Source organism: Sphingobium sp. RS1 (assembly GCF_056156825.1).
The window spans coordinates 498,352-524,628 of the sequence record NZ_JBLZXE010000003.1; the positions used below are offsets into that span (position 1 = coordinate 498,352).

The following is a 26,277-nucleotide window of genomic DNA, read 5'->3' on the forward strand; positions in this document are numbered from 1 at the left end:
ACTCGTCCTTCAATAGCTTTTCGGCAGGCCAAGAACCTTCTCGCCGATGAAGCTCATGATCATCTGTTCGGTAACGGGCGCGATGCGCAGCAATATGCTTTCGCGGAACAGGCGTTCGACCTGATACTCCTTGGAATAGCCCATGCCGCCATGGAACATCACGGCGCGGGTGCAGGCGTCGAAGCCCGCGCGCGCGGCCAGGAACTTGGCGCTGTTCGCCTCCGCACCGCAACTCTTGCCCGCATCATAGAGCCATGCCGCCCGCATCACCATCCAAAAGGCGGATTCCAGCGCCATCCAGCTTTCGGCCAGCGGATGCTGGATGCCCTGATTCATGCCGATCGGCCGGCCGAACACATGCCGATCCTGTGCATATTGGGAAATCCGCTTCAGCGCGCCCTGACCATTGCCGACGGCTTCCGACGCGACCAATATCCGTTCGGGATTGAGCGAATGCAGGATATAATGAAAGCCCTTGCCTTCCTCCCCAATCAAATCCTCATCCGGCACGAAATAATCGTCGATGAAGGTCGTGTTCGAATCGACGGCATTACGGCCCATTTTCGGAATGCGCCGGACTTCGATCTTGCTGTGGTCGAGGTCAGTGTAGAAAAAACTCATGCCATCGGTCGGTCGCTTGCACTGATCCTTGGGTGTCGTGCGCGCCAGAATGACGATCTTGTTCGCAACCTGCCCTGACGATGTCCAGATTTTGCGACCGGTAATCCGGTATCCGCCGGGAACCTTAGTCGCGAACGTCTTGATGCTGGTCGTATCGAGGCCCGCGTCCGGCTCGGTCACGCCAAAACAGGCCTTGTCCGTTCCCGCGATCAGGGGTTTCAGCATCCGCTCCTTCTGCTCGGCCGTGCCGAACACGACCACGGCATGCGGCCCGAACAGGTTCAGATGGATGGTCGATGCCGCCGAATAGCCGCCCGATCCCTGACAGATGCGGTTCATCATGATCGCCGCTTCGGTGACGCCCAGCCCCGATCCACCCAGTTCCTCCGGCATGGTGATGCCCAGATAACCGCCCTGCGCCAGCGCAGCGTGGAATTCGTGCGGAAAATCGCCGCTCTGGTCGAGTTTAGACCAATATTCGTCGCCAAACTGGTCGACGATGCGGCCCACGCCATCGCGGACGGATTGCTGGGTTTCATTCAGTTCGATTTCCATGACTGGTCCCCCTTCAGGCAAAGATTTTGCGGCTGATGATTTCGCGCATCACTTCGGACGATCCGCCGGCGATCTTGCGGATACGGCTGTCGATGAAGGCATGGGCAATGGGATATTCCAGCATATAGCCGGCGCCGCCGTAAAATTGCAGGCACTCGTCGGCGATCCGCCATTGCAGTTCGCCCGCCAGCATCTTGGCCATGGCGGCCGTCTCGTTATCGAGCGCCTTGTCTACCGCCAGTTCGACGCAGCGGTCGACAAATACCTGCATCGCCTGAGTCTGCGCCACCATTTCCGCGATCTTGAAGCGGGTATTCTGGAAATCCGACACCGGCTTGCCAAAGATCATGCGATCCTTGGTGTAAGCAATGGTCGTGTCCAGCATCCCCTTGCACATACCAACCGCATGGACCGCAATCGACAGCCGTTCCTCGGCCAGATTATGCACGGCGATGCCCATGCCCTGACCTTCGGCGCCGATGCGATTGGTCACCGGCACGCGCACGTCGGAAAAGAAGAGTTCCGACGTGTCCTGCGCCAGCAACCCGAATTTCTCCAGATTGCGCCCGCGCGAAAAGCCGGGCCGGTCGGTTTCCACGACGATGAAGCTCATGCCCCGCGCGCCCGCGGCCGGATCGGTCTTGCAGGCAAGGATGACGATACTGGCCAGTTGCCCGTTGGAAATATAGGTTTTCTGCCCATTGATGACATAGTCATCGCCATCGCGGACCGCGCTGGTCTTGATGGCTTTTAGGTCGCTGCCGGCGCCCGGTTCGCTCAGGCCCAGCGCCGCGATCGTCTCACCCGACACCATGCCGGGAATCCAGCGCGCCTTCTGCTCCTCGCTCGCGAAATTCAGGATATAGTTGGCCGCCATGTCGCTATGCACGGCAAAGCCCGGCCCCGTCGCCCCGGCATAGCCAAGTTCCTCGGTGAAGACGGCGTTATATTTATAGTCCGCGCCCGCGCCGCCAAACGCCTCCGGCGCGTTGGAACAGAGGAAGCCCGCCGCGCCCGCCTTGCGCCACACCTCGCGCGACACCACGCCATCCTCCTCCCATTGGCGGTGATAGGGGGTGATCTCGCTCTCGATAAAGCGGCGTACCGCATCGCGGTACATCTCATGCTCTTCGCCATAAATGGGGCGGGGTAGGGTCTTCACGTTGCGTCTCTCCGTGTCGGAAAAAATGGAAATGTCAGGCGATGCCGCGCCCGGTCAGGCCGCCATGATTGCCCTGTGCTTCGAAGCCGTAGGGGGCGTATCGGCCGTTCAGAAAAACCTCGAACTGCGATCGGCCATGGCGCACCCGGCCATCCGGCGCAGTCAGCGTGACGCGTGCATAATGTTCGACGCCAAAGACGGTCTTCGTCTCGCCATTGCCGGGGAAGCGATGCTCGCAGGGCTGCTGCGAAAAATCATATTCGTCCCATTCCATCGCGGGACTGCGGCCATGCCAGGTGTGGATCGTGCCGCCATCATGCCAGGCACCGACATGATAGCCGATCTGCCCCAGCACATGCGGCGGATGCGGACAGTCGAACGCGACTGTCCAGCGCTCGCCCTTCGCATCGGTCAGCGTCACCACGCCATCGGTCACTGATCGCGTGCCGGGCCGCCAGTTGAGTTGATGGTCATAATCAACCAGCCCCAGCTTGCCGCCGTCCCAGCCATAGTCGATCGACCCTTCGAACGGCACGCCAAAGGCATCGTTCAGCACCTGCCTTTGCCCATCCGGCCCTTCGTGGAAATGGAAATAGCTGGAGATATCCTCCGCCTCGATAAAGGCGGAAAAGCGCAGCGCGCGCGGCACCGCCACTGGCTCGGCGGGCGGCAGCCATTGCGGCGCGGCGCCCAGTGGCGGGCGGCTTTCATAAATGCCCCAGGACCGATCACGCGATCCGCCCCATGGCGCCTCCTCCGGCATCTCGAAGCGCTGGCCCGCCACTTCCATCCATCCGGTGCAGCGCCCGACCTGATGATAGCGGCTCTGGTCGGTGGTGAAGCGCCCGCCCTTCACCGCGCGATGGTGCATGGCAAGGTGACAGGGCGACAGCCCCTGCCACAATATGTCGAACGCAATCTCCGACTCATTGGGTTCGCAGATCAGGCGGACTGCCTTCAACGGCTCGACAAATTCATAGCGCAGCGGCCCGATCGCCACCGAAAAATCGTCGCGCCATACCCGGCTGAGGCGCAGCGCCCGCTGCACCCCGCGCAGGTTGCTGTTCACATAGCCGCCGATGATATTGCTGTTGGGCGCGACCCGCATGCCGGTCCACACCGACGCGCCGCTCTCCACATCATAGGCCAGGAAATAATAGCCATCGTCCCATGCCGGATCGCTGTTGGGCACGTAGGACATGGGATAGGGCGTCGCGTGGAACGGATATTCGTCCCCCGGCGTCAGCGCCATCTTCTCGAACAGTTCCTCGGCCATCCTGCTCCCTTTCCTTGACAGCCTGTTTCGGCTGATCGGGGTGCTGCCCGTTGACAGCCCCCTTGCGCTCAAATAAGCGATGAAGCATATAGTTTGCAACATCACAATTAGGATGCGTCCTAATTTAGGAAGAAAGAAGGAGGGGCCGATGGGCATCTGTGAAGGACGGGTCGCAATCGTTACGGGCGCGGGACGCGGCGTGGGACGCGCCTATGCGCTCAAGCTGGCGGAAGAGGGCGCGAAGGTCGTCGTCAACGATCTGGGCGGCAGCGCGGCGGGCGACGGTGCCGACCTTTCGCCCGCGCAGGAAGTGGTGGAGGAAATCCGCAAGGCCGGCGGCGAGGCGATCGTGAACGGCGCCGACATCTCCGACTGGGCACAGGCGCAGGCGATGGTGCAACAGGCGATCGACACCTTCGGCGGGCTCGACATATTGGTCAATAATGCCGGCATCCTGCGCGATCGCATGATGGTCAACATGTCGGAGGATGACTGGGATCTGGTCATCAAGGTGCATCTGAAGGGCACCTTCGCCCCCTGCCATCATGCCGCAAACTATTGGCGTCTGGAAAGCAAGGCGGGCCGCCAGCGCGACGCGCGAATCATCAACACCAGTTCCGGCTCCGGCCTGTTCGGCAATATCGGCCAGGCCAATTATGGCGCAGCAAAGGCCGGCATCGCTTCCTTCACGCTCATTACCGCACGCGAATTGTCACGCATCGGCGTCACCGTGAACGCACTCGCCCCTCGTGCCCAGACCCGCATGACCGAAGGGCTGCGCGAAGTATCGGGTGAAATGCTGGAACGGCGCGACCCCGAATGGATCGCCGCGCTGGTCGCTTTCCTCGCGAGCCCCGCGGCGTCCGACATTACCGGCCGCATCTTCGCCGAAGCCTGGGGTTTTGGCTATACGGTCGGCGACGGCTGGAAACATGGCCCTCGCGCCGCCGCCTCGCGCGATGCGAAGGAAGTGGAAGGGCCACTGCGCCACGCGCTCGCCGCTGCCGGCTATAATGCCGGGATCGAGCGCGACACTTTCGTCAATCCCTGAGCGGGAGAGCGATCATGAAGATCATCCGCGCCCATGATTTCGGCGGACCCGACCGGCTGGTGATCGATGACATCGACCCGCCGGTTCCGGGACCGGGCCAGTTGCGCCTGCGTGTGCAAGGCGTTGGCGTAAATCCGGTCGACTGGAAACTGCTCAGCGGCAAGGCCCCCGTGCTGCCGCCGCTGCCGCTCGTCCCGGGGGGTGACGTGGCGGGGATCGTGGACGCGGTGGGGGATGGGGTCGAAGGCTGGAGCGTGGGTGATCCGGTCTTTGCCCATCCGGGGCTGACGGGCGGCTATGCCGAATCGATCCTGGTCGATGCGGCGGCCTGCGCCGTCAGCCCCAAGGGATTGAGTGCCCCGCAGGCGGCGGGCCTGCCGCTGGTGGCGCTGACCGCCTGGCAGGGGCTGGCGGCCGACGGTCGCGACCTCAATGGCCTGCATGTGCTGGTCCATAATGCGGCCGGCGGCGTCGGCATGGCGGCGGTGCAGATCGTCAAGGCGCGGGGCGGCCGTGTCACCGGCACGGCCTCGGCCGCCAATGCCGACTATGTCCGTTCGCTCGGCGCCGACGCCGTGGTCGATTTCCGTACCGATCCACCTGACGGACAAGCACAGGACATCGACATATTGCTCGATCTGGTCGGCAATTCGCAGGAAAGCGGCCTCTGGTCGTTGGTCAGGTCCGGCGGATCGGTCATCCGCATCGCCGGCGGCCCCAAGGCACCCGATGTCGAGGAAGTCGATGGCGTGCGCGCCTACAAGGTCCGCGTCCGCCCCAATGGCGCGCAATTGCGGGAAATCGCGGCACTGGCCGATCGCGGCGCGCTCAAGGTGGAGATCGCCCGGACCTTCCCCTTCGTAGAGGCCGCCGACGCCCTGCGCGCCAGCATGGACGGCCATGTCCGCGGTAAGATCGTGCTGGCCGTCGATTAAATCGGCAAGCCTGTCCGAAAGCTGTTGCGGAAAAGGTTCGCATGCGTATCATGCGTGGGCGAATTGGTCGGATTCGACCACATAAGGAGAGAGACATGGCCCTGTATGATCCAGTCCGCGAGGAATTGGTGAAGGCAGATCCTGAGAAGGGTAGTTTTCGCGTCCACCGCAACGCCTATCGCAGCGCGGAGGTTTTCGAGCAGGAAAAGCAGCAGATTTTCGCCAAATGCTGGCTTTATATCGGCCATGATACGGAACTGAAGAAGAAGGGCGATTTCCACGCGCGCCGCGTCGGCGGTCGCGACCTCATCTTCATCCGCGACAAAAAGGGGGAGGTGCGGGCGCATTACAACACCTGCACCCACCGCGCCGCGAAGGTCTGCCGCGAACGCACCGGCAATGCCCGCAACTTCACCTGCCCCTATCATGGCTGGGTGTTCAGTTCCGAAGGCAATCTCGTCTCGCAGAATGCCCAGACCGGCTATGCCGACGGCATCAACGAGGACAAGCATCTCGACCTGCGCTCGGTCGAACGGCTGGAGCAGTATCGCGGCTTCTGGTTCGTGAACTATAATCCCAAGGCGATCAGCCTCTATGATTATCTGGACGGCGCCCGCGACCAGATCGACGCGCTGATGGACCAGACCGAGGGACAGCAGATCATCCTGTCGGGCGAACATACCTATTCGATCCGCGCCAATTACAAGCTGCTGTGCGAGAATAGCTATGACGGCTATCATCTCTTCCCGGTCCACGCTTCCTATTTCGATTATCTTCGCGATCAGATGGTCGGCACGCCGGGCGAAGGGCTGATTGACAAGACGCTGGCGACCTACAATACCGCTGGTTGCGCCCGTTCGCTGGGCAATGGCCATGCGGTGCTGGACAGCTTCGTGCCCACCGGCCGGCCGGTGGCGCAATGGCTGCCGTCGATGGGGCTGGACACGAAGGACGAGATCGAGGCGCGCTATGCCAGTCTGGTCAGTCGCATGGGCGAGGAACGGGCGAAATATATCGCCGAATGCCAGAAAAATCTGGTGATCTTCCCCAACCTCGTCATCAACGACATCCTGTCCGTCACGGTTCGCATCATCGAGCCGGAATCGGAAAACAAGATCCGCGTCACCGCCTGGGCGATGGGGCCGGACGATGAAAGCGAGCAGCTGCGCGCGCTGCGGCTCGACAATTTCGTTTCCTTCCTCGGCCCGGCCGGTTTCGGGTCGCCCGACGATATCGAGATGCTGGAAATCTGCCAGGACGCGGCGGACCATACGCCGATCGAATGGAGCGAAATTTCCAAGGGCTTCGGCAAGGCGGAAGACCCGCTCTATGCCGAAGGCGCGCCGGACGATGAGATCCAGATGCAGGCCTATTGGACCATGTGGGACCGGGTGATGCGCGGCATCGACACGCTGGAAACCCAATAAGCCAGACCGACACAATCAGGACGGGCAGAGAAAAATGACAATGAATCGTGCCGGGGTTGAGGATTTTCTGTTTTACGAGGCGGAGTTGCTCGACGCCTGGGAAACCGAGCAATGGGCAACCCTATATACCGAAGATGCGCTGTATGAAGTGACCTCGCCGGCCTGCGAAGATCCGGCAGGCGCAGATGCGCGCAACACGCTCTTCCTCATTTCCGACCGGATCGACCGTATCCGCGGCCGGGCCACGCGCCTTACCAAGAAGACGGCGCATGCCGAATATCCCCGGTCCAAGACGCGGCACATGATTACCAATGTCCGCGTGACGGGCGGGGAGGGTGACGAGACGACAGCGCGCGCCAACTTCGCCGTGTTTCGCACGAAGGAGGATACCAGCACCATCTATATGGGCGAAGCCTTCTTCACTTTGGTCGAAACGGCCGATGGCGTGCGTATCCGCCACAAGCGCTGCACGCTCGATCTTAACAGCCTCTATAATCAGGGGCGGCTCACCATCATCCTGTGACGGGTAGGAACAGTAAAATGGGTGTCGACTTTCGTTATCGCCGTCTTGGCTATCTCGCGCTCAATGTCACCGACATTGAAAAATCCACCGCCTTTGCCACCGATGTCTTCGGCATGGACCAGTCGGGGGAGGGCGATAATGGCGCGCGCTTCTTCCGCATCGGTCCGTCCCACCATGACATCATGCTGATCCCCGCTGAAAAGCCCGGCTTCGTCCGGTCGGGTTGGGAACTGGAGAGCGAGGAGGATCTGGACAAGGCGCTGGCCCATTATCAGCGCATCGGCCTGTCGCCGCAGCTCATCCCGCAGGAAGAGGCCCATATGCTCGGCCTCGAACGCGCCTTCCGCATCGTCGAGCCCAAGCTGAATACCGTGTGGGAATATTATGCGCGGATGAACTATACCACAGTGCCGCGCACCAATACGCTCACCAACTTTCAGGGCGGCAAGCATTACGGCCTCGTCATTCCCGACTGCAAGGCCGTGACCGACTATATGGTCGAAAATATGGGCTTCCTCGTCTCCGACTATCTGGAAGGGTGGAAGGCATCCTTGCTGCGTGCATGGCCCAATCCCAACCATCACAGCTTTGCGCCCCTGCAATTCCCGGCGCCCAAGCCGACCTTTCATCACCTGGCCTTCATGGTCAACGAGATTGACGACATCGGCAAGCTGTTCAACCGGATCAAGCGGTTCGACGTGCAGATACAGTTCGGTATCGGTCGTCATCCCACATCAGGCAGTATTCATCTCTATATCTACGATCCCGACTATTTCGTCTGGGAATATACGCTGGGCATGGAACAGTTTCCGGAGGAAGGCGCGCGTGAACCGCGCCGCATGTCCGCCGATCCGGCCAATCTCGACCTGTGGGATGCGGTGCCCGAAACCATCCATGCCATGAAATTCCCCGGTCTGGTGACGGGCTGACGATGGCGGGACTATCGGGGAAAATCGCCGTCGTTACCGGGGCGGCACGGGGGATCGGCAAGGCGATCGCCATGCGTCTGGCGCAGGAGGGGGCGGCCCTCACCGTGTCGGATATCAATGGCGACGGACTGGACCCGCTCTGCGCCGAACTGGAAGCCGCCGGATCGCCAAAGGCTTGCCTCCATGCCGCCGACCTCAGCATGGAGGAGGGCGCACAGGCGCTGCTCGCCGCCGCGCTGGCGGCGCATGGCCGCGTCGATATATTGGTGAATAATGCCGGCGGCGGCGTTATCCGTCCCTTTCTGGAACATACGCCCGAAACGCTGCGCCAAACGATCGACCGCAATCTGTGGACGACCATCTGGTGCACCCGCGCCTTCCTGCCCGGCATGATCGATCGGCAGCATGGCCGCGTCATCAATATCGGCGCGGATTCCGTCCATACCGGCACCTACAGCCATGCCGGCTACAACGCGGCCAAGGGCGGGGTGCATGCGCTGGTCACCGGCCTTGCCTTCGAATTTGCCAAGGACGGCGTGACCTTCAACGTCGTGTCGCCGGGCGGCGTGCTGACGGAGGATTTGCAGGCGATGATGTCGGACGATCCCGCCACGCTCGCCAAATATAAGATGAGCGTCCATCCGCGCGACGTCGCGAAACGGGAAATTCCCGCGCAGCGCTTCACCGAAATGCGGGAGGTCGCCGCCTATGTCGCCTTCCTCGCGAGCGACGATGCCGGCGCGGTCAATGGCCAGATCCATTCGATCAACGGCGCGCAGTGGATGATGTGAAGGCGATGCTGATCGACTTCCACACTCATTTCATCCCCCCGGCTTTTCCGCAAAAGCCGGCCGGGATCGCCGAACCCGCCTGGCCATCCCTGCGCCCCTCGGCGGGCGGCGGCGCGACGATGTTCACCGGCGACAGCAAGTTCCGTGATTTCGATCCGCTCTATTGGGACGTCGACCGCCGCATCGCCGCCATGGACGTAGCGGGCGTCGACCTGCAGGTCATCTCGCCGTTGCCCGAACTCCTCTCCTATTGGCTCGGTCCGGCGGCGGGCGCGATCCTGACCGACGCGATCAACCGCGTCGGCGCGGACATGGTCGCCCAGTCGGGTGGCCGGCTCAGGGCGCTGGGCATCCTTGCCCTGCAAGACCCCGAATATGCGGTCAATCAAGTGGCGGAGGTGGCATCGCTTGGCCTGTCCGGCCTATTCCTCGGTAGCCATGTGAACGGCCAGTCCATCGCGTCCGACCGCTTCCATCCCGTGCTGGAACAGGCGGAGCGCCATAATCTTCCGCTCTTCATCCACGGCATCAAGCCCGCCGGGCTGGACCGGATCGAGGGACCGGCACTGATGGGCGCGGTGGTCGGCATCCCTTATGAAGGCACGATGGCGCTCGCCGGATTCATGGCGACCGACATCTTCGCCCGCTTCCCGGGCCTCCAGATCGTCTTCGCCCATGGCGGCGGCATGATCGGTTCCGTCATCGACCGGATGGAACTGGTCTGGTCCAAATTCCCCGCCGCCATGCAGGGCGCGCTCCGGGAAGCGCCGACCGCCTACGCCCGCCGCTTCTGGTACGACACAGTCGTCTTCTCGCCCGAAAACCTGGCCTATCTCGCCGCCCGCTTCGGCGCGGACCGGATCATCGCGGGCAGCGATGGCCCGACCGAGATCGGCCAGACCGACCTTCCCGGCTTTCTTGCGGCCACCGGACTATCCGAAGCCGATCGCAAGGCCATTCTCGGCGGCAATGCCGCCCGCTTGCTGGACATCATGCCATGACCAAGACCGCCGTTAAGATCGACGACAAATATACCCAGGATGAAGGGAGGATCTACATCTCCTCCAACCAGGCCCTCGTCCGCCTGCCGATGATGCAGCGCCAGCGCGATCTGGCTGCCGGCCTCAATACCGCCGGCTATATCACCGGCTATCGCGGATCGCCGCTCGGCATCTACGACAGCAACCTCTGGTCGGCCTCCGCGCTGCTCAAGGAAAATCATATTCGCTTCCAGTCCGGCGTGAACGAAGAACTGGCGCTGACGTCGATCCGCGGCACCCAATGGCTGCATTATTACCAACAGGCCAAATATCAGGGCATCTTCGCCATCTGGTATGCCAAGAATTTGGGCGTCGATCGCGGGTTCGAAGTCATGCGCCAGGCCAATCTGGAAGGCAGCGCAAAGCATGGCGGCGTGCTGGTGATCGGCGGCGATGACACGGGCGGCAAGTCCACCGTCACCGCCACCTCCTCCGATCCGGTGTGGAAAGCGGCGCTGATGCCGATCCTCTACCCGTCCAACACGCAGGAATATCTGGATTACGGCCTGCTCGGCTGGGGCTTGTCGCGCTTCGCCGGCGTCTATACCGCCTTCAAGGTCGTGACCGATACGATCGAGCGGACCTCCACCGTCGATGTCGACCCCGGCCGCTCTCTCCCGGTCCTGCCCGATTTCGACATGCCGCCCGGTGGCCTCAACAAGACAAAGGGAGACATCATGCCGCTACCGATCGAGCGGCGCATGGTGGAATATAAGCTGCCCGCCGCGCAGGCCTTCGCCCGGGCCAACGGCTTCGACAAGATCATCTTCGACAGCGACCGTCGCGAACTCGGCATCATCACGGCGGGCAAACCCTATCTCGACGTGCGTGAGGCGCTCAACGAACTGGGCATAGACGAAAACCGCGCCCGCGCGCTCGGCATCCGCCTCTACAAGCTCGGCATGACCTTCCCGATCGAACCGGAGGGCGCCACCGCCTTCGCCCGCCGCCATCGCGAGGTGCTGGTGGTCGAGGAAAAGAGCGCCTTCATCGAGGAACAGCTCGTCTCCCTCCTCTACGCCATGCGCGCGGACGAACGGCCCGACATCACCGGCAAGACCGACACCAGCGGCGCGCGCCTGGTCCCCGATTTCGGCGAAACCACCGTGCACCTCGCGATCGACGTGCTGATCGCCCGTATCGAGGCGCTCGGCCTCGCCGACGACGCGCTCAAGGACCGCATCGCCCGCATCCGCGAAGCCAAGTCGAAGGTCCACGCGATCAAGCCCACCGGCCTGATGCGCACCGCCTTCTTCTGTTCCGGCTGCCCGCACAACACATCGACCCGGACCGTGGACGGCAGCCTGACTTTCGCCGGCGTCGGCTGCCATGGCCTGTCCGCCATGTTCATGCCCGACCGCCCGACGGAGTGGTCCGCGCAGATGGGCGGGGAAGGAATGCTCTGGGCGGGCCTGCATCCATTCATCGACGTGCCCCACGCCTTCCAGAATATCGGCGACGGCACCTATTTCCATTCCGGCCTGCTCGCCATCCGCGCCGCCGTCGCCAGCGGCGCGACCATGACTTATAAGCTGCTCTATAATGACGCGGTCGCCATGACCGGCGGCCAGCCGGTCGATGGCACGCTGACGGTCGAATCCATGGCCAATCAGGTTTATTGGGAGGGGGTGAAGCCCGTCGTCATCGTCACCGACGAGCCGGACAAATATCCGTCCGACATCCGCTGGCCTGAAGGCACCACGATCCGCCATCGCCGCGAGCTGGAGGAGGTGCAGCGCGAAATGCAGAAGCTGCCCGGCGTCTCGGCAATCATCTACGACCAGACCTGCGCCGCGGAAAAGCGCCGCCGCCGCAAGCGCGGCAAATTCCCCAACCCGCCCAAGCGCGTCTTCATCAATCAGGAAGTGTGCGAAGGCTGCGGCGATTGCAGCAAGAAGTCCAACTGCGTCTCGGTCCAGCCGGTCGACACCGAATTCGGTCGCAAGCGCAAGATCGACCAGTCGCAATGCAACAAGGATTTCTCCTGCCAGGACGGTTTCTGCCCCTCCTTCGTCAGCGTGCTGGGCGGCGAACCACGCAAGTTCGGCGCGGCCTTCCGTGACGAGGAACTGGTCAGCGTCTTCGGCGCCATCCCGGCCCCGGCGCAGGCCCGCCATGACGATGTCTATAATATCCTGCTGACCGGTATCGGCGGCACCGGCGTCCTCACCGTCGCGGCGATCGCCGGCATGGCCGCGCATCTGGATAACAAGGGCGCGTCGGTCATGGACATGACCGGCATGGCGCAAAAGGGCGGCGGCGTGCTCAGCCATATCCGCATCGCCCCGTCGCCCGAGCAACTCCACGCCCCGCGCCTGTGGAACCAGTCGGCCGATCTCGTCATCGGGTGCGACATGGTCGTCACCACCAGCCCCGCCACGCTGGACATGGTCGCCCCTGACACGCAGATCATCGTCAATACCGAAGTCGTCCCCACCGCCCAGTTCCAGTCGAACAATGCGATCAACTTCGGCCCGGAAAAGCAGCTGGACGTACTGCGCACCGTGGTCGGCGACCATGTCGAGGGGATCGACGCCACCCAGATCGCGACCAAGCTGATGGGCGACAGCATCACCACCAACATGTTCATGCTGGGCTATGCGGTGCAGAAGGGGTTCGTGCCGCTCGGCATCGCGGCGATTGAGGAAGCGATCAAACTCAACGGATCGCAGGTCAAATCCACGCTTCAGGTGTTCAACTGGGGTCGCCTCGCCGCCCATGATCCGGCGCTGTTGCAGGATTATATCGCCCGCACCGGCATCCATTCGACGCAGGAACCGCTGTCGCAGGATATTGACAGCCTGCTCGCCCGCCGGATCAAGCATCTGACCGACTATCAAAACGCCGCCTATGCACAGGATTATGCTGATGTCGTTGCCCGCGTCCGTGCGGCGGAAACGGCGGCGGGCCTCGGCGGCGACCTGAAGGTCACGACGGCGGTGGCGCGCTACCTCTCCAAACTCATGTCCTACAAGGATGAATATGAGGTCGCCCGCCTTTACAGCGCGCCCGAGTTTCGCGAGCGGCTGGAGCAGAGTTTTGAAGGAGACTATAAGCTGAAGGTCCAGCTTGCCCCGCCATTGCTCGCCCGTCCTGCCAAGCCCGGCGGCGAACCCAGGAAGATCGAGTTCGGCCCGTGGATCTTCACCGGCTTCAGGCTGCTGGCGAAGATGAAGGGCCTGCGCGGCGGCCTGTTCGACATTTTCGGCAAGACCGCTGAACGCCGCATGGAACGCCGCCTGATCGTAGACTATCGCGCCCTGATCGAAAGCCTTCTGCCGCGCCTGTCGCCCGGCACCCAGGCCCAGATCGCCGCCATCGCCGAACTGCCGGAGATGGTGAAGGGCTATGGTCCGGTGAAGGACGCCAATGTGGCGCTCTATGAAGCGGAAATCGGCAAGCTGGTCGCCGCGCTGGACGCCCCGGTGGCACAGGCAGCCTGATTGAGAAGCATCCCCTGATGCCGTTCGGGCTGAGCCTGTCGAAGCCCTGTTCTTTCTTGGAAGAAAAGGAAGACGCCCTTCGACAGGCTCAGGGCGAACGGCGAGGGGATATTGGAGCGTGAGAGGAGCATAAGCATGAGCCGCACCATCTTGCTGACCGGCGGCGGCCGGGGCCTTGGCCGCGTCATGGCGCATGCGCTGGCTAGGGACGGCCACAGCCTCCTCCTGTCCTCCCGCAGCGAGGATACGCTGATCAAAACCGCCGCCGAATGTCGCGCGCTCGGCGCCGCAAAGGTAGACTATGTCCTCGCCGACCTTGCCATAGCGGGGGAGGCCGAGCGCCTCGCCGACGTCGCGCTCGATCGCTTCGGCACGATCGACATCCTCGTCAACAATGCCGGCATCGCCATCAACGAAGTGTCGAAGGATTATCTGACCAACCCCTATCGCTTCTGGCGGTCGGACCGGGCCATCATCGAACGCTATCTGGCGATCAATACGGTCGCGCCGATGATCCTCGCCATCCGGCTGGTCGATCAGATGAAGCAGCGCGGCTGGGGTCGGATCGTCGCCAACACCACCAGCCTCGACACGATGCTGCGCAGTTCGCTCTATGGCGCGTCCAAATCGGGGCTGGAGGCGGAAACCGCGATCATGGCCAATGATCTGGCCGGCAGCGGGGTTACCGCCAATGTCCTCGTCCCCGGTGGCGGCTGCGGATCGCGCATGACCGACGAGATGGGCCTGCCGCGCGATGCGGTGCTGCCGCCCGAAATCATGGGGCCGCCCATGGCTTTCCTCGCTTCCGACGCCTCGAACCACATCAACGGCCGCCGCATTCAGGCGCGCCTATGGGACGCCAGCCTGCCGCCGATCGACGCGATGGATCAGGCCGGCGACGTCATCGCCTGGACCGGCTGCGGCATCCAAGGCGTCCAGCCAGCGGCCACCAAACTGAGCACGCCCGGCCAATATTGATAACCCGCCCGCGCCACAAACACCGTTCGGGCTGAGCCTGTCGAAGCCCTGCGCTTTCTTTGAGGATCAGCGCCATGGACTTTTGCCTGACCGAACAGGATGGCCAGATCCTGACCGTCACCATGAACAATCCGGACAAGCTCAATGCCCTGATCCCGGACTCCCATGCGCAGATGGCCGCCATCTTTCGCGATTTCGAGGCGGACCCAACCCTGCGCGTCGCGATCCTGACCGGCGCCGGCCGCGCCTTTTGCGCCGGCTCCGACATATCGGCCTATGTCGCGGGCACCAATCGCCCGCTACCGCCGGAAGGGGGCGGGGGCCTCACCCATCATCATGGCCGTACCAAGCCGGTGATCGCCGCCGTCAACGGCCTCGCCATGGGCGGCGGGTTCGAGATCGCACTGGCCTGCGATATCATCGTCGCTGACGAACGCGCCAGTTTCGCACTGCCCGAACCCAAGGTCGGCGCGGCCGCCATGGGCGGGGGCCTTGTCCAACTGGCGCGCAAATTGCCGGCGTCTGTCGCCATGCAACTGGCGCTCACCGGCAACCGCATCGACGCTGCGCGCGCGCATGCGCTGGGACTCGTGTCCGAACTGGCACCGGCTGGGTAAGTGCTGGCGATCGCCGGAACCATGGCTGAGCAGATATTGGCGGGCGCGCCACTGGCCGTCGCCGCCTCGCGCCATATCGTTCAATGCACCCTCGACGGCGCCTCCCGCGACATGCTCGATCAGGAAGAAGCCACGCTGCGCCAGCGTGTAATGGCCAGTGCCGATTTCGCCGAAGGCATGGCCGCCTTCATGGCGAAGCGATCACCGACATGGGCCGGCCACTGACCTTTCCTGTCCTATCCACTCGGTCCATGCTATAAGGATAGCGCCACTTTCCGATAGGATCAGGGTTGCGCAATTAAATGTCAAAATCTGCGGGAAATGTGCGAAGTTAAGGGCCGGCCTGTAGGCAAGCCGGCCCTGTCCAACGTCATGCCTTTTCGAGGATATGCACCGCTGCGCTGGTGCCCAGCCCGACCACATGGGTCATGCCGATCTTTGCGCCCTTGATCTGCCGCTCGCCTGCCTGACCGCGCAGGTGCAGGGCAATCTCATACATGTTGGCGATGCCGGTCGCGGCGATCGGATGCCCCTTGGACAGCAGCCCGCCCGACGCATTGACCGGGATCGACCCGGTCAGCTCGGTCGACCCGTCGCGGATCAGCTTCACGCCCTCGCCCTCGCCGCACAGGCTCAGATTTTCATAATGCTGCAACTCGACCGAAGCGAAACAGTCATGCAGTTCGACCAGGTCGATATCCTTGGGATCGACCCCGGCCATGGCATAGGCCTTCTGCGCCGCCAGCCGGGTCGGGCCATTGACGTCGTGCATGATCGGGTCGCGTTCCTGCCAGGGCGCCGACGCCATCGCCGACCCGCGAATGCGGATCGCCCGGTCCATCAGCCCGCGGCGCTTCACCTGCGCCTCCGACATGACGACCGCCGCCGCCGCGCCATCGACATTGACCGAACACATCAGCTTGGTCAGCGGCCAGGCGATCGTTTCGGCCTCCAGCACCATGTCCAGCGGCGTTTCCTTGCGCAGGAATGCCTTGGGGTTCATCGTCGCATTATAGTGGTTCTTGACCGCCACCTGCGCGAAATCCGCCTGAGTCGCGCCGGTCCGGGCCGCATATTCGATACCCGATTCCCCGAACACCGCCGGCATCGTCGCCGATCCCAATATGCCTTCGGTCGGGATCGCCCCCGGCACCGCGCCGCCCAGCATGCCAAGGCCGGTCATCTGCTCCACCCCGACACACAGCACCGTGTCGAACTCGCCCGCCTTGATCGCCGTATAGGCCATGCGCACCGCCGACGCCCCGGTCGAGCAGGCATTGACCAGGTTGATGATCTGCACCCCGGTCTGGCCGATCTGTTGCAACACCTTCTGCCCGATCATCGTCGTGTAATTGCTGCCGGAAAAGACCGCCTGCACATCCTTGATGGTGATGTCGGCCTCGTCCAGCGCCTCCAGCGCCGCCTGCGCGCCAAGCTGGCCCGGCGTCCGGTTGGGATAGCGGCCGAAGTCGATCATATGGATGCCGACAATATAGATGTCACTCATTCTGGGCGCTCCTTCAGGCCGGGATCGGTTCGAAATAATGGGCGATATAGCCACCGCCCGCCTTGTCCTTGCGGCCCAGCGCGTCGTCGAACCGCACCCGCACCCGCTGGCCGGGCGCGGCATGTTCCGGATCGAACCCCGCGGTGTTGCGCAGCGTCCCCTTGATCGTCGGCCCGCCGTCCAGATCGACCACTGCCGAAATGAACGGCACATCGACACCGGGGAAACCGCGCCGCACGATCACCGCCGAATGCAGCGTCCCTTCGGTCGCAGGGACGAAGCTTTCCAGTACATCGGCCCGGCCGCCGCAGCGCCCGCACGCCACCCGCTCGCTATCGGCATAGGTCGCCCCGCAGGCGGTGCATTTCTGGGCGATCAGGCTGGGCTGGCCACTGGCGTTCAGGATGATGAAGGGGAAGGCCGGTTTCGGCGCATCCGTCGCAAGGCTCATGATAATGTCTCCGTTCGAAAGAGAGGAATGGGGTCAGGCCCGGCCGTGGGCGGCGCGCCACTCGGCTTGTCGGCGCAATTCCAGCTTGGCGATCGTTTCGCGATGCACTTCGTCGGCGCCCTCGCCGATTCGCACCGTGCGCATATGCGCCCACATTTCGGGTAGTGGCGTGTCGTAGCTGAGGCCCGCGCCGCCATGGAACTGCATTGCCCGGTCCAGCACCTTCAGCGCGACGTCGGGCGCCATGACCTTGAGCTGGGCGATATCGCCGCGCACCGCCTTCATCCCTTCCTCCTGCATTCGCCGCGCGGTCTGCACGATGAAGGCGCGGCAGGCGTCGATCTCTATCCGGCTGCGGGCGATCGCGTCGGTTACGACCTGCCGCTCGACCAGCGGCTTGCCGCCAATGATCCGCTTTTCGACCCAACTGCACATTTCCATCATCGCGCGCTCGGCTGCACCGATCGCGCCCATGCCCAGCTGGATGCGCCCCACGCCCAGCGTCGACTGCATCATCAGGAAGCCTTCGCCTTCCTTGCCGATCAGGTTGCTGGCGGGGATGCGCACATTGTCGAAGATCAGGTCGCAATGGCCGAACGGCGCGTCGTCATAGCCCATCACCGTCTCGATCCGCCCAAGGCTCAGCCCTTCGGCTTCACGCGGCACCAGCACCATGGAATGCCGCGCATGGCGCGGCGCGCTCACATCCGTCGCCCCTAGCACCAGAAAAAAGCGACATTCGTCCATCGCGCCGCCGGTCGCCCAGCTCTTGACGCCGTTCAGCACATACTCGTCGCCCTCGCGCCGGATATCGAATTTCAGATCGGTGGGATCGGAGGAGGGGACATTGCGCTCCGTGATCGAAATGCACGACCGGATATCGCCGGCCATCAACGGCTTCATGTAGCGCTCCTTGAGCACCTCCGACGCATGGTTGTTCATCGCCGTGCTGTTGGAAATGGTCCCGGTGTAGCAATTGAAAATTTCCGGCCCATGGTTGCACCAGTTCATGATCTCGCAGATCGGCGCATAGTCCATCAGAGACAGGCCTCGCCCGCCAAGCTCGACCGGCAGCGGGAACAGCCACAGGCCCTTCGCCTTCGCTTCCGCCCGCAACTGGCGCATGATCGGCGTATAGGTCCAGCGGTTATCCGCCGCCTGCAACTGGTGGTGATGCTCCTGCTCGGTGGGGATTACCCGTTCCAGCATGAACGCTTCCACCTGCCGGACCAGATCCTCATTCGCCATTGCGGACTCTCCCATGTGATTTTCATATTGCGCTAGCGTATCATCTGCTACATCACAATAGCGAAACAGCGTCGAGGGACTCAGCGACAGCAAGTCGCGCGCCCATCGGCGGATCAAGCCGGTCGATCAGGCCGGCTCAAATGGAGGATGAGGATGAGCGGCGTTTTCCTGAAGCTGGACCCCCGGAATTTCGACACCGAGGACAGCCCCTATGGCGATGAGATGGAGATGTTCCGCACCACGGTGCGCGCCTATTTCGAGCGAGAGGTCGAGCCACGCTATCGCGAGTTCGAAGCGCATGGCACTGACCGGGCGATCTGGAACAAGGCCGGCGAATATGGCATTTTAGGCGCCACCATTCCCGAAACCTATGGCGGCCCCGGCGCCAATCGCTTCTCCATCATGGTTGCGGCGGAGGAACTGGGCTATTCGCCGGCCGGTGCGACCGCCGGTTCCTTCATCGGAACCGATATCTGCACCAACTTCCTCGTCGATTTTGGATCGGAGGAGCAGAAGCAGACATATTTCCCCCGCATCCTGACCGGCGATTGCGTGCAGGCGATGGGCATGACCGAGGCGGAATCGGGTTCCGACGCCTTCGCCGCACGGACCACGGCAGTCCGCGATGGCGACGAATGGGTCATCAACGGCAGCAAGATCTATATCTCCAACGGTGCCAAGGCCGACGTCACCTATGTTCTGTGCAAGACGGCCCCGGAATTGAAGGCCAAGGGCATGAGCATGATCATCGTGGAAAAGGGCACGCCCGGCTTCACCCAGCAGCGGATGATCACGCAGGGTTACAAGGGCGGCGACACGGGCGAATTATTCTTCGACGATGTGCGCGTGCCGATTACCAATCTGGTCGGCCCGGAAAATGGCGCGGCGGCGATGTTCGTGCCGAACATGGCACTCGACCGGCTCCAGATCGTCGCCCGCTCGATCGGTGCGGCCCAGCGCGCGTTCGAAATGACGCTGGAACATTGCCAGACCCGCAAGCTGTTCGGGCAACGGTTGATCGACTTCCAGAACACGCAGTTCGTCCTCGCCCAGATGGAAACGGAAATCCGCGTCGGTCGGGCCTTCTATAATTCGTTGCTGCGCAAGGTGGCGACCAACACCATTACCGATGCCGAAAGCTCCATGGCCAAGATCTGGCTGACCGAACTGGAATTCCGCACGCTCGACAATTGCGTGCAGCTGTGGGGCGGGCAGGCGTGGATGGACGATCATCCTATCAGCCGGATGTTCACCGCCGCGCGCGTTCAGCGGATCTTCGCCGGCGCGACCGAACTGATGAAGGATGTGCTGGCTCGCCGCTACACGCGCTGATCGAAGGAGACGTCTGATGCGCGCAACCGGCTTGCTGGAAGGGCTGAAAATCGTCGATCTGGGGGTGGGCATGGCACCCGCCCTGGCCGCGAAGATGCTGGCGGAACTGGGGGCGGAGGTCCACCGGATCGAACCGGACGGGGGTGATCCCTTTGCCGACATCTATCCTGCCTATGCCATATGGCATGGTGCGGCCAGGCAGGCTTCAGCGGATGCGCTACCCGCCTTGCTGGCTGAGGCGGACGTCTGCATCATGGGGGGCGAGGATCATCCCGATCTGCCTCCGCGCCGCGACGCAGCGATAATGGCTGCCGATCATCCGCGCCTTGTGATCCTGGACATCAGCGACGGCCCTGCGGGTACGCGCTATGTCGGTCCGTCCACCGAATTGCTGGCGCAGGTGCGCAGTGGCCTGGTGTGGGAGCAGGAACCGGACCGGCCGATCGTCAATGCTTTCGAACCGGGCACTTACGGTGCGGCATTGCAGGGTCTGATCGGCCTGCTCGGCGCCTTGTTCGAGCGGGAAGCGTCAGGGCAGGGGCAGGTCGTCAACACTTCGCTGTTTGAAGGTGCGCTGCCCTGGATCGGCACTTATTGGGCAAAGCTGGAAAAGCCGACGCCCATGGCCGATTTCGTCATCCCGCGCGGCGTGGCGCCGCTGATCTTCCGTACACGGGACGATCGCTTTATCCATATGGCGATTGGTGGCGCGGGGTCGAAATATGGCTTCTATCAGGCGCTGGAAATTGATGACCCGACCGTCCTGCCGGGCGACAGCGGCATGCCCAAGCCTGGAGGCAGCCGGAAGGATTTCTTTGGCGACTATGACCTGCTCGCCGCCCATGTGGCAAAGACGAATTGTGACGATCTGCTGGTGCGTATCTGGGAACGGGGCTTGCCGGCCGAAGAAGTGCAGCATCCCGGCGCTTGCTGGTCCGATCCGCAGGTCGTGCATAATGACATCATCGTTCGGGACACAGATGGCAACCGCCATGTCGGGCTGCCCTTCGCGACGGCTCCGCTGGGCAGTGGCGCCGCAAAGCGCGCGCGCAAAGGGCGCAAGCCGCTGGAAGGGTTGCGCATCGTCGATTGCGGGGCCTTCGTTGCGGGACCGCTGGCTGGCGTGGCGCTGGCAGAGCTTGGTGCAGACGTCATCAAGGTCGAGGCGAAGCAGGGCGATCCCAACCGGTCGATCTTCAAATCCTTCAGCGTCGCCAATCATGCCAAGCGGGTGATTGGGATCGACATGAAACATGCCGAAGGGGTGAAGGTGGTGCACCAGCTTTGCGCCGATGCGGATGTGGTGATGAACAATTTCCGTCCCGGCGTGGCCGCCCGGCTGGGCGTCGATCCACAAAGCCTGTCGCGCATCAATCCGTCCTTGATTGCGCTGGAGGCGCCGGCCTTCGGCAATGACGGCCCTGCGGCTGCCAAGGCGGGGTTCGACATGGTGATGCAGGCCTGGACCGGACATGAGGTGAAGGCGGCGGGGCAAGGCAACGCACCGCGCTGGAACCGCACTAACCTGGTCGACATTGCCGGTGGCATGATCGGTTCGGTGGCGCTGTTGGCGGCACTGCTTCATCGTGAGCGGACTGGCAATAGCGTCGCGCTGGAATCGCCGCTCTGCAATGCGGGCATTTATACGCTGTCCGAACTGATCCAGCGGCCCGATGGCAGCTTTGCCGGCATAGCGTCACTCAGTGCGAGCCTCAGCGGCTATACCCCGCTCGAATGCCTGTATCAGGCGGCCGATGGCTGGGTTGCCATCGTCGCGCGAGGTGCGCGTGCGGCAGCGGGGCTTCAGCGCGCGCTCGACCTGCCGGCGATCGAGGAAGATCTCATCGCCGCGAAGGTTGCCAAGCTCGATCTGGCACAACTCAAAGCTGCGCTGGAACTGTACGGCATATGGGTCGAACCATGCCGCGACGGCAAGGAGCAGCAGATATTGACCGATCCGGACCTGATCGCGCGCGGCACCGTCCGTGCCACGCAACATGCAGCCTTCGGTCAGATCAACGAGATCGGCACGGCTTTCTCCCTATCCCGCTCGGCACTGGGCAATGACCTGCCCGCACCGATGCCGGGCGCCCACACCCGCGAAACACTGGCGTCGCTCGGCTATGATGAGACAGCGATTGAGACACTTTATGCGACGCAGGCGGTGGCCTGACGACAAGAACAAACAGACATAAGGGAAGGGATGGAGCATGAGCGTGCAGGACATATTGGATGTCGACCTGACCAACGCCCCGCGTGAGCGGGGCAAGGCGATGATTGACGATCTGGACCATATTCGCGACCAGACCCCGGTCTTCTGGAGCGAGCGGTCGCGATGCTGGTTCATCACCCGCCATTCCGATGTCGTGGACGCTTTCCAGCGGCGCATTCCCGTCACCAATGATGGCCGTATGTTCCCCGTCTTCCACCTGATTCCGCCGGAAGAATGGGATGCCCGCATCCCTACGCTGGTCAAATATTCCGACCTCTGGATCACCAGCACCGAAGGCGAGCGCCATGCCCGCCTGCGCTCTCTGCTGATGAAGGCGCTCAACCGCAAGGTGGTGGAGGGTTTCCGCCCCTATGCAAAAGCGCGTGCCGAAGCGCTGGTAGACAAGATGATTGCCGAGGGCGAACTGGAGTTCAACGAAGGCATATCCCGCGCCATGACCGGCGATGTACTGTTCCAGATTTTGGGCATGCCGCCCGAACTGACGCCCGAGCTGCGCAATTGGGCGACCTGGCTGATGGAAGGGGTGGGGGCCACCGTGCCGACCGCCGAACGGCTGGAAAAGGCCAGCTTTGCGTTAGAGAAAATGAACGAGGCAGTCGCGATCGAACTGGAAAAACGGCGTACTGATCCGAAGGAAGATTTCCTGACTGGGCTGCTTACCGCGTCGGAGGGCGAGGATCGCCTATCCTATGACGAGATACTGGCGCAGATGCACGTCGCTATCGTGGCGGGTCACGACACGACGATGAACACCATCACATTGTCGGTGGAGGCGTTGGCGCGCGATCCTGAAGCATGGACCTGGGCGCAGGCGAACCCGGATCGGATCATGGATGTCGTGACGGAGTTGCAGCGCCATATCGCCATGGTCGGTGGTCAGCCGCGTCTGGTCTACGAGGATTTCGAATTGCACGGCCACAAGATTCACAAGGGGGACGTGGTCGCGGTTCTCATCGCGACCGCCAATCGCGATCCGGCGGTGTTCGAACATGCTGACCGGATCGACTTCACGCGGGATAATCGTGGATCGATGGTCTTTGCCCCCGGCATCCATTTCTGCCTCGGTCATCATCTCGCCAAGATGCAACTCGGCGAGTTTCTCGGCGCCCTTTTGCGCAAGGTAAAGCGGATCGAAGTGCTGGACGATGCGCTCGACTTCCTGCCGGTCTGGGTCTTTCGCGGTGTCTACCAGATGCAGATCAGAGTAACGCCCCTCTGACGCCCGTTCAGCGCCCCCTGAAGATCGGGGGGCGCTTCTGGGTGAAGGCGGTGATCGCCTCGACGAAATCCTCCTGCATCGCCACCTGACCCAGCATGGCAATCTCGCTGTCCATCGCCTCGGCGAGCGTTTGACGTTGAGCGCCCCAGAATAGGGCCTTAGCCCCCTGGGCGGCCGCTATCGGGCTCGCGACGATGCGCTGCGCTATGGTTTTGGTGCGGGCATCCAGTTCGTCGTCGGCGACCACCCAGTTCACCAGATGATAGCGCTCCGCCGTAGCTGCATTGATCCGCTCCGCCATCAGCGACATTTGCAACGCGCGGGACAGGCCGATCTTGCGGGACAGGCTCCAGCTTTCGCCATGGTCCGGTGTATGCGCCAGATCGAGCTGGGGCAGGCTGAATTTTGCTGTGTCCGATGCGACCACCAGATCGGCGAGGATGACGATCTGTAGCGCGACGCCGATGGCATGGCCCCGAACCGAAGCGATGATCGGTTGGGGCACGCGCTGCATCGCCAGCACCAGCGGCTTCGACAGACTACGTACCGCTTCGGTGAAACGATCATGGCGGACCTGCGGATCAGGCGAGAGCCAGTCGGCGATATTGCCGATGTCGCCGCCGGCCGAGAAATGCTTGCCAGCACCGCCGATTACCACGACGCGCGTGTCGCGGTCAGTTTCCAACGCCTCGAACAGGGCGATCAAAGTCCGGGTCATGCCATCGTCAATAGCGTTCATCCGGTCGGGCCGATTGAAGCGGATGGTGCAGATACCGTTCGCCCGCTCGATGTTGATGCGGTCCATATCCCTCTCCCCATTTTCGCTTGTGACACTTGGTCACTCTATGTAGTTATCAAGCATATTATCATAAAGCGAACAAGATCGGAGAGGGCTATGCCGCTGAATATCGATCCCGACATCTTTACCGACGGGCATGAGCAGTTTCGCCGCACGGTACGCCATTTCTTCGAAACACAGGCCGACCCCTTTGTTGAACAATGGGACGAGGATCATGCCATGCCGCGCAGTTTCTGGCTGAAGGCTGGCGAGGCCGGCATATTGGGCATCGGTGTGACAGAGGAATTTGGCGGGCCTGGCGGCGACTTCCTCGACCGCGTCGTGATGACGCAGGAAATGGGCTATTCCATATCCGGCGCAAGCATCGGCCCGGCTTTCCAGCGCGACCAGATGTGCGAACAGTTGATGGATTTCGGCACCGAAGAGCAGAAGCGCCAATGGCTGCCCAAGATGGTGAAGGGGGAATGCCTGCTGGCCTTCACCGTGACCGAACCGGATTCGGGTAGCGACCTCGCTTCGATCCGCACGACGGCTGTGCGGGACGGCGACGATTATGTCATCAACGGCGCCAAGACCTTCATTTCCGGCATCGCCGATGCCGACCTGTTCATGGTCGCGTGCAAGACCGATCCGTCGGCGGGATCGCGCGGCATTTCCATCTTCCTGGTGGAGCGGGACCGGCCGGGCCTTGGCATCGGTCGCATCCTCAAGAAGATGGGGTGTCATGCCTCCAACAATGGCGAACTGGTATTCGACAATCTTCGCGTACCGGCGACCAATTTGTTCGGGCCGCTCAATGGCGGATTCAAGGTTCTGGTCAAGAGCCTGAACCGCGACCGGCTGATGTGGAGCATCATCGCCCATGCTGCCGCCACCCGGGCCTTCGACTTGACGGTGGAGTTCGTCAAGAACCGGCGCGCCTTTGGCCAGACCATCTTCGATTTCCAGAACAGCCAGTTCAAACTGGCGGACATGAAGGCCGATCTCGACGTCGGTCAGGCCTATATCGACCATTGTCTGCGCACCTATCTGCGCAAGGGAGAAGTGGACATGGGCGAAGCGACCGTCGCGAAACTATGGCTGCCGGAAATGGAGGGACGGGTGCTGGACCAGTGCGTGCAACTGCATGGTGGCGCGGGATATATGCACGAATATCCGGTGTCGCGCCTGTTCACCGCCGGGCGCCTGCATCGCATCTTTGCCGGAACGGCGGAGATCATGCGCCTTCAGATCGGACGGGCGCTCTAGGGGGGGGGGGGGGGACAAACGCCAATCGCGCGGGTTTCGGCGATAAAGTGACAAAAGCACCGCAAAATGCGTGTGAAATTGTCACCTTATGTCGCTTTTGCCTGCTCGCGGGGGTGTTTGCAGCGCGTCTTGTGTCGACAATCGAAAGAGCCGATCGCAGCATAGTGGAGATTGGCCCTGTAGGACAGGCAATTACCTTATCGTACGGCCATTGCAGGGCAGCGATTTGGCCGCGCCTTTGGTTGCGGCGCCTGACGGTCAGATAGGGGAGTGGGGCGTGCCGATGATGTCAGTGTCATGGCCGTCCATATGCACCACACGCCTGCGGCCATGGCCATCCATATCGATCAGGTTGCGCTTCATGCGATGCAGCACGGCCTCTGCAAAGAGGATCTCCTCTACCGTCACGCAATCGAGCATTTCGCGGTTGAGTGCAGTGGCCCGCGCCTGAATACCCTCCAGCGCCCGTTCCCCCTGCACGGTCATGACGACGCGCTTCGCCCGACGATCCACCGGATCGGCCTTCCGCTCGACATAGCCGATCGCTTCCAGCCGGTCGAGCAATCCGCCCAGCGCGACCTTGCCGATGTCCAGCACATTGGCCAGTTCGGTCTGCATCATTTCATGGCGACTGTTGCGTGCCAGATTGGTCAGCACCCACCATTGGGATCGGGTAATGCCCAACGGTTTCATCACCTTGTCGACTACCGTGCGACGCAGGCGGGACACGTCATGCACCAGGAAGCCGAGGCGATAGCGATTGGCATCGGGTGCGTTGGGCACATCATCCATAGATATCGTTCCTGCCGCCGCCCGCGACGGGCAGGGGCGGCTTTATTGCGTTATCATGTCTGATACATCCGCTTCCGAATAATACGCAAGCTAAATTTAT

The 26,277-nt window shown here is 62.5% G+C and carries 23 protein-coding genes; 15 read left to right on the forward strand and 8 right to left on the reverse strand.

Annotated features, from left to right (window positions below; all coding sequences use genetic code 11):
• Window positions 1-9 precede the first annotated feature (9 nt).
• The 3 genes from ACNHGR_RS22180 to ACNHGR_RS22190 are packed head-to-tail and all read right to left on the reverse strand — an operon-like array spanning window position 10 to window position 3,614.
• A complete protein-coding gene (locus ACNHGR_RS22180; RefSeq protein WP_475288998.1) occupies window positions 10-1,176 on the reverse strand; it encodes an acyl-CoA dehydrogenase family protein in 1,167 nt (388 codons plus the stop codon).
• A 13-nt stretch (window positions 1,177-1,189) separates the two neighbouring features.
• Window positions 1,190-2,338, reverse strand: a complete 1,149-nt coding sequence (locus ACNHGR_RS22185; RefSeq protein ID WP_475289000.1) for an acyl-CoA dehydrogenase family protein — start codon at window positions 2,336-2,338, stop codon at window positions 1,190-1,192.
• A gap of 34 nt (window positions 2,339-2,372) precedes the next feature.
• Window positions 2,373-3,614 (reverse strand): Rv3169 family protein, encoded by a 1,242-nt coding sequence (locus ACNHGR_RS22190; RefSeq protein WP_475289002.1) that lies wholly within the window; start codon window positions 3,612-3,614, stop codon window positions 2,373-2,375.
• Between the two features lie 148 nt (window positions 3,615-3,762).
• Here ACNHGR_RS22190 and ACNHGR_RS22195 point away from each other — a divergent pair, with 148 nt between their 5' ends.
• From ACNHGR_RS22195 to ACNHGR_RS22245, 11 genes are all read left to right on the forward strand, one after another.
• On the forward strand, window positions 3,763-4,665 hold the full coding sequence (locus ACNHGR_RS22195; protein ID WP_475289004.1) for an SDR family oxidoreductase: 903 nt from the start codon (window positions 3,763-3,765) through the stop codon (window positions 4,663-4,665).
• Between the two features lie 14 nt (window positions 4,666-4,679).
• On the forward strand, window positions 4,680-5,600 hold the full coding sequence (locus ACNHGR_RS22200; protein ID WP_475289006.1) for an NADP-dependent oxidoreductase: 921 nt from the start codon (window positions 4,680-4,682) through the stop codon (window positions 5,598-5,600).
• Window positions 5,601-5,695: 95 nt separating this feature from the next.
• Window positions 5,696-7,027 carry an aromatic ring-hydroxylating oxygenase subunit alpha gene (locus ACNHGR_RS22205; protein WP_475289008.1) on the forward strand — a complete coding sequence of 444 codons (1,332 nt, stop codon included), beginning with the start codon at window positions 5,696-5,698 and terminating at the stop codon, window positions 7,025-7,027.
• Between the two features lie 34 nt (window positions 7,028-7,061).
• Window positions 7,062-7,550, forward strand: coding sequence for an aromatic-ring-hydroxylating dioxygenase subunit beta (locus ACNHGR_RS22210; protein ID WP_184273151.1), 489 nt, complete (start codon window positions 7,062-7,064; stop codon window positions 7,548-7,550).
• A gap of 17 nt (window positions 7,551-7,567) precedes the next feature.
• Window positions 7,568-8,479: a VOC family protein gene (locus ACNHGR_RS22215; protein ID WP_475289010.1), complete on the forward strand. Its 912-nt coding sequence runs from the start codon at window positions 7,568-7,570 to the stop codon at window positions 8,477-8,479.
• A gap of 2 nt (window positions 8,480-8,481) precedes the next feature.
• Window positions 8,482-9,270, forward strand: coding sequence for an SDR family NAD(P)-dependent oxidoreductase (locus ACNHGR_RS22220; RefSeq protein ID WP_475289012.1), 789 nt, complete (start codon window positions 8,482-8,484; stop codon window positions 9,268-9,270).
• On the forward strand, window positions 9,258-10,271 hold the full coding sequence (locus ACNHGR_RS22225; protein ID WP_475289014.1) for an amidohydrolase family protein: 1,014 nt from the start codon (window positions 9,258-9,260) through the stop codon (window positions 10,269-10,271). The genes ACNHGR_RS22220 and ACNHGR_RS22225 overlap by 13 nt, the downstream gene beginning before the upstream one ends.
• Window positions 10,268-13,753 carry an indolepyruvate ferredoxin oxidoreductase family protein gene (locus tag ACNHGR_RS22230; protein ID WP_475289016.1) on the forward strand — a complete coding sequence of 1,162 codons (3,486 nt, stop codon included), beginning with the start codon at window positions 10,268-10,270 and terminating at the stop codon, window positions 13,751-13,753. The genes ACNHGR_RS22225 and ACNHGR_RS22230 overlap by 4 nt, the downstream gene beginning before the upstream one ends.
• A 135-nt stretch (window positions 13,754-13,888) precedes the next feature.
• Window positions 13,889-14,731 (forward strand): SDR family NAD(P)-dependent oxidoreductase, encoded by an 843-nt coding sequence (locus tag ACNHGR_RS22235; protein WP_475289018.1) that lies wholly within the window; start codon window positions 13,889-13,891, stop codon window positions 14,729-14,731.
• A 74-nt stretch (window positions 14,732-14,805) separates the two neighbouring features.
• Window positions 14,806-15,348 (forward strand): enoyl-CoA hydratase-related protein, encoded by a 543-nt coding sequence (locus tag ACNHGR_RS22240; protein ID WP_475289020.1) that lies wholly within the window; start codon window positions 14,806-14,808, stop codon window positions 15,346-15,348.
• Window positions 15,349-15,573, forward strand: coding sequence for a hypothetical protein (locus tag ACNHGR_RS22245; protein WP_475289022.1), 225 nt, complete (start codon window positions 15,349-15,351; stop codon window positions 15,571-15,573).
• A gap of 145 nt (window positions 15,574-15,718) precedes the next feature.
• Here the strand turns inward: ACNHGR_RS22245 and ACNHGR_RS22250 are convergent, their stop codons facing one another.
• Genes ACNHGR_RS22250 through ACNHGR_RS22260 form a run of 3 tightly spaced genes read right to left on the reverse strand, consistent with a single transcriptional unit; the run spans window position 15,719 to window position 18,554 of the window.
• The gene (locus tag ACNHGR_RS22250) at window positions 15,719-16,855 is read right to left on the reverse strand and encodes a thiolase family protein (RefSeq protein WP_475289024.1); all 1,137 of its coding nucleotides are present in this window, start codon (window positions 16,853-16,855) and stop codon (window positions 15,719-15,721) included.
• Between the two features lie 13 nt (window positions 16,856-16,868).
• Window positions 16,869-17,306 (reverse strand): Zn-ribbon domain-containing OB-fold protein, encoded by a 438-nt coding sequence (locus ACNHGR_RS22255; RefSeq protein WP_475289026.1) that lies wholly within the window; start codon window positions 17,304-17,306, stop codon window positions 16,869-16,871.
• A 33-nt stretch (window positions 17,307-17,339) separates the two neighbouring features.
• Window positions 17,340-18,554: an acyl-CoA dehydrogenase family protein gene (locus ACNHGR_RS22260; RefSeq protein WP_475289027.1), complete on the reverse strand. Its 1,215-nt coding sequence runs from the start codon at window positions 18,552-18,554 to the stop codon at window positions 17,340-17,342.
• Window positions 18,555-18,707: 153 nt separating this feature from the next.
• On the opposite strand from ACNHGR_RS22260, the gene ACNHGR_RS22265 reads away from it, so the two are divergent.
• The 3 genes from ACNHGR_RS22265 to ACNHGR_RS22275 are packed head-to-tail and all read left to right on the forward strand — an operon-like array spanning window position 18,708 to window position 23,338.
• Window positions 18,708-19,886 (forward strand): acyl-CoA dehydrogenase family protein, encoded by a 1,179-nt coding sequence (locus tag ACNHGR_RS22265; RefSeq protein WP_475289029.1) that lies wholly within the window; start codon window positions 18,708-18,710, stop codon window positions 19,884-19,886.
• Between the two features lie 16 nt (window positions 19,887-19,902).
• Entirely contained in the window at window positions 19,903-22,059 is a 2,157-nt protein-coding gene (locus tag ACNHGR_RS22270; protein ID WP_475289031.1) for a CoA transferase, read from the forward strand.
• Between the two features lie 37 nt (window positions 22,060-22,096).
• Window positions 22,097-23,338 (forward strand): cytochrome P450, encoded by a 1,242-nt coding sequence (locus ACNHGR_RS22275; RefSeq protein ID WP_184273184.1) that lies wholly within the window; start codon window positions 22,097-22,099, stop codon window positions 23,336-23,338.
• 7 nt (window positions 23,339-23,345) lie between these two features.
• On the opposite strand, the gene ACNHGR_RS22280 is transcribed toward ACNHGR_RS22275, so the two are convergent.
• The gene (locus ACNHGR_RS22280) at window positions 23,346-24,143 is read right to left on the reverse strand and encodes an enoyl-CoA hydratase/isomerase family protein (RefSeq protein WP_475289033.1); all 798 of its coding nucleotides are present in this window, start codon (window positions 24,141-24,143) and stop codon (window positions 23,346-23,348) included.
• Between the two features lie 90 nt (window positions 24,144-24,233).
• Here ACNHGR_RS22280 and ACNHGR_RS22285 point away from each other — a divergent pair, with 90 nt between their 5' ends.
• Window positions 24,234-25,385: an acyl-CoA dehydrogenase family protein gene (locus ACNHGR_RS22285; RefSeq protein WP_184273189.1), complete on the forward strand. Its 1,152-nt coding sequence runs from the start codon at window positions 24,234-24,236 to the stop codon at window positions 25,383-25,385.
• Between the two features lie 258 nt (window positions 25,386-25,643).
• On the opposite strand, the gene ACNHGR_RS22290 is transcribed toward ACNHGR_RS22285, so the two are convergent.
• Window positions 25,644-26,177, reverse strand: coding sequence for a MarR family transcriptional regulator (locus ACNHGR_RS22290; RefSeq protein WP_184273192.1), 534 nt, complete (start codon window positions 26,175-26,177; stop codon window positions 25,644-25,646).
• Between the last annotated feature and the right edge of the window lie 100 nt (window positions 26,178-26,277).

Coding starts and splice junctions, on each gene's coding strand:
- ACNHGR_RS22180 (WP_475288998.1), bottom strand. CDS start 1,176: ATGGAAATCGAACTGAATGAAACCCAGCAATCCGTCCGCGATGGCGTG.
- ACNHGR_RS22190 (WP_475289002.1), bottom strand. CDS start 3,614: ATGGCCGAGGAACTGTTCGAGAAGATGGCGCTGACGCCGGGGGACGAA.
- ACNHGR_RS22195 (WP_475289004.1), top strand. CDS start 3,763: ATGGGCATCTGTGAAGGACGGGTCGCAATCGTTACGGGCGCGGGACGC.
- ACNHGR_RS22200 (WP_475289006.1), top strand. CDS start 4,680: ATGAAGATCATCCGCGCCCATGATTTCGGCGGACCCGACCGGCTGGTG.
- ACNHGR_RS22205 (WP_475289008.1), top strand. CDS start 5,696: ATGGCCCTGTATGATCCAGTCCGCGAGGAATTGGTGAAGGCAGATCCT.
- ACNHGR_RS22210 (WP_184273151.1), top strand. CDS start 7,062: ATGACAATGAATCGTGCCGGGGTTGAGGATTTTCTGTTTTACGAGGCG.
- ACNHGR_RS22215 (WP_475289010.1), top strand. CDS start 7,568: ATGGGTGTCGACTTTCGTTATCGCCGTCTTGGCTATCTCGCGCTCAAT.
- ACNHGR_RS22220 (WP_475289012.1), top strand. CDS start 8,482: ATGGCGGGACTATCGGGGAAAATCGCCGTCGTTACCGGGGCGGCACGG.
- ACNHGR_RS22230 (WP_475289016.1), top strand. CDS start 10,268: ATGACCAAGACCGCCGTTAAGATCGACGACAAATATACCCAGGATGAA.
- ACNHGR_RS22235 (WP_475289018.1), top strand. CDS start 13,889: ATGAGCCGCACCATCTTGCTGACCGGCGGCGGCCGGGGCCTTGGCCGC.
- ACNHGR_RS22240 (WP_475289020.1), top strand. CDS start 14,806: ATGGACTTTTGCCTGACCGAACAGGATGGCCAGATCCTGACCGTCACC.
- ACNHGR_RS22250 (WP_475289024.1), bottom strand. CDS start 16,855: ATGAGTGACATCTATATTGTCGGCATCCATATGATCGACTTCGGCCGC.
- ACNHGR_RS22255 (WP_475289026.1), bottom strand. CDS start 17,306: ATGAGCCTTGCGACGGATGCGCCGAAACCGGCCTTCCCCTTCATCATC.
- ACNHGR_RS22260 (WP_475289027.1), bottom strand. CDS start 18,554: ATGGCGAATGAGGATCTGGTCCGGCAGGTGGAAGCGTTCATGCTGGAA.
- ACNHGR_RS22265 (WP_475289029.1), top strand. CDS start 18,708: ATGAGCGGCGTTTTCCTGAAGCTGGACCCCCGGAATTTCGACACCGAG.
- ACNHGR_RS22270 (WP_475289031.1), top strand. CDS start 19,903: ATGCGCGCAACCGGCTTGCTGGAAGGGCTGAAAATCGTCGATCTGGGG.
- ACNHGR_RS22275 (WP_184273184.1), top strand. CDS start 22,097: ATGAGCGTGCAGGACATATTGGATGTCGACCTGACCAACGCCCCGCGT.
- ACNHGR_RS22280 (WP_475289033.1), bottom strand. CDS start 24,143: ATGGACCGCATCAACATCGAGCGGGCGAACGGTATCTGCACCATCCGC.
- ACNHGR_RS22285 (WP_184273189.1), top strand. CDS start 24,234: ATGCCGCTGAATATCGATCCCGACATCTTTACCGACGGGCATGAGCAG.
- ACNHGR_RS22290 (WP_184273192.1), bottom strand. CDS start 26,177: ATGGATGATGTGCCCAACGCACCCGATGCCAATCGCTATCGCCTCGGC.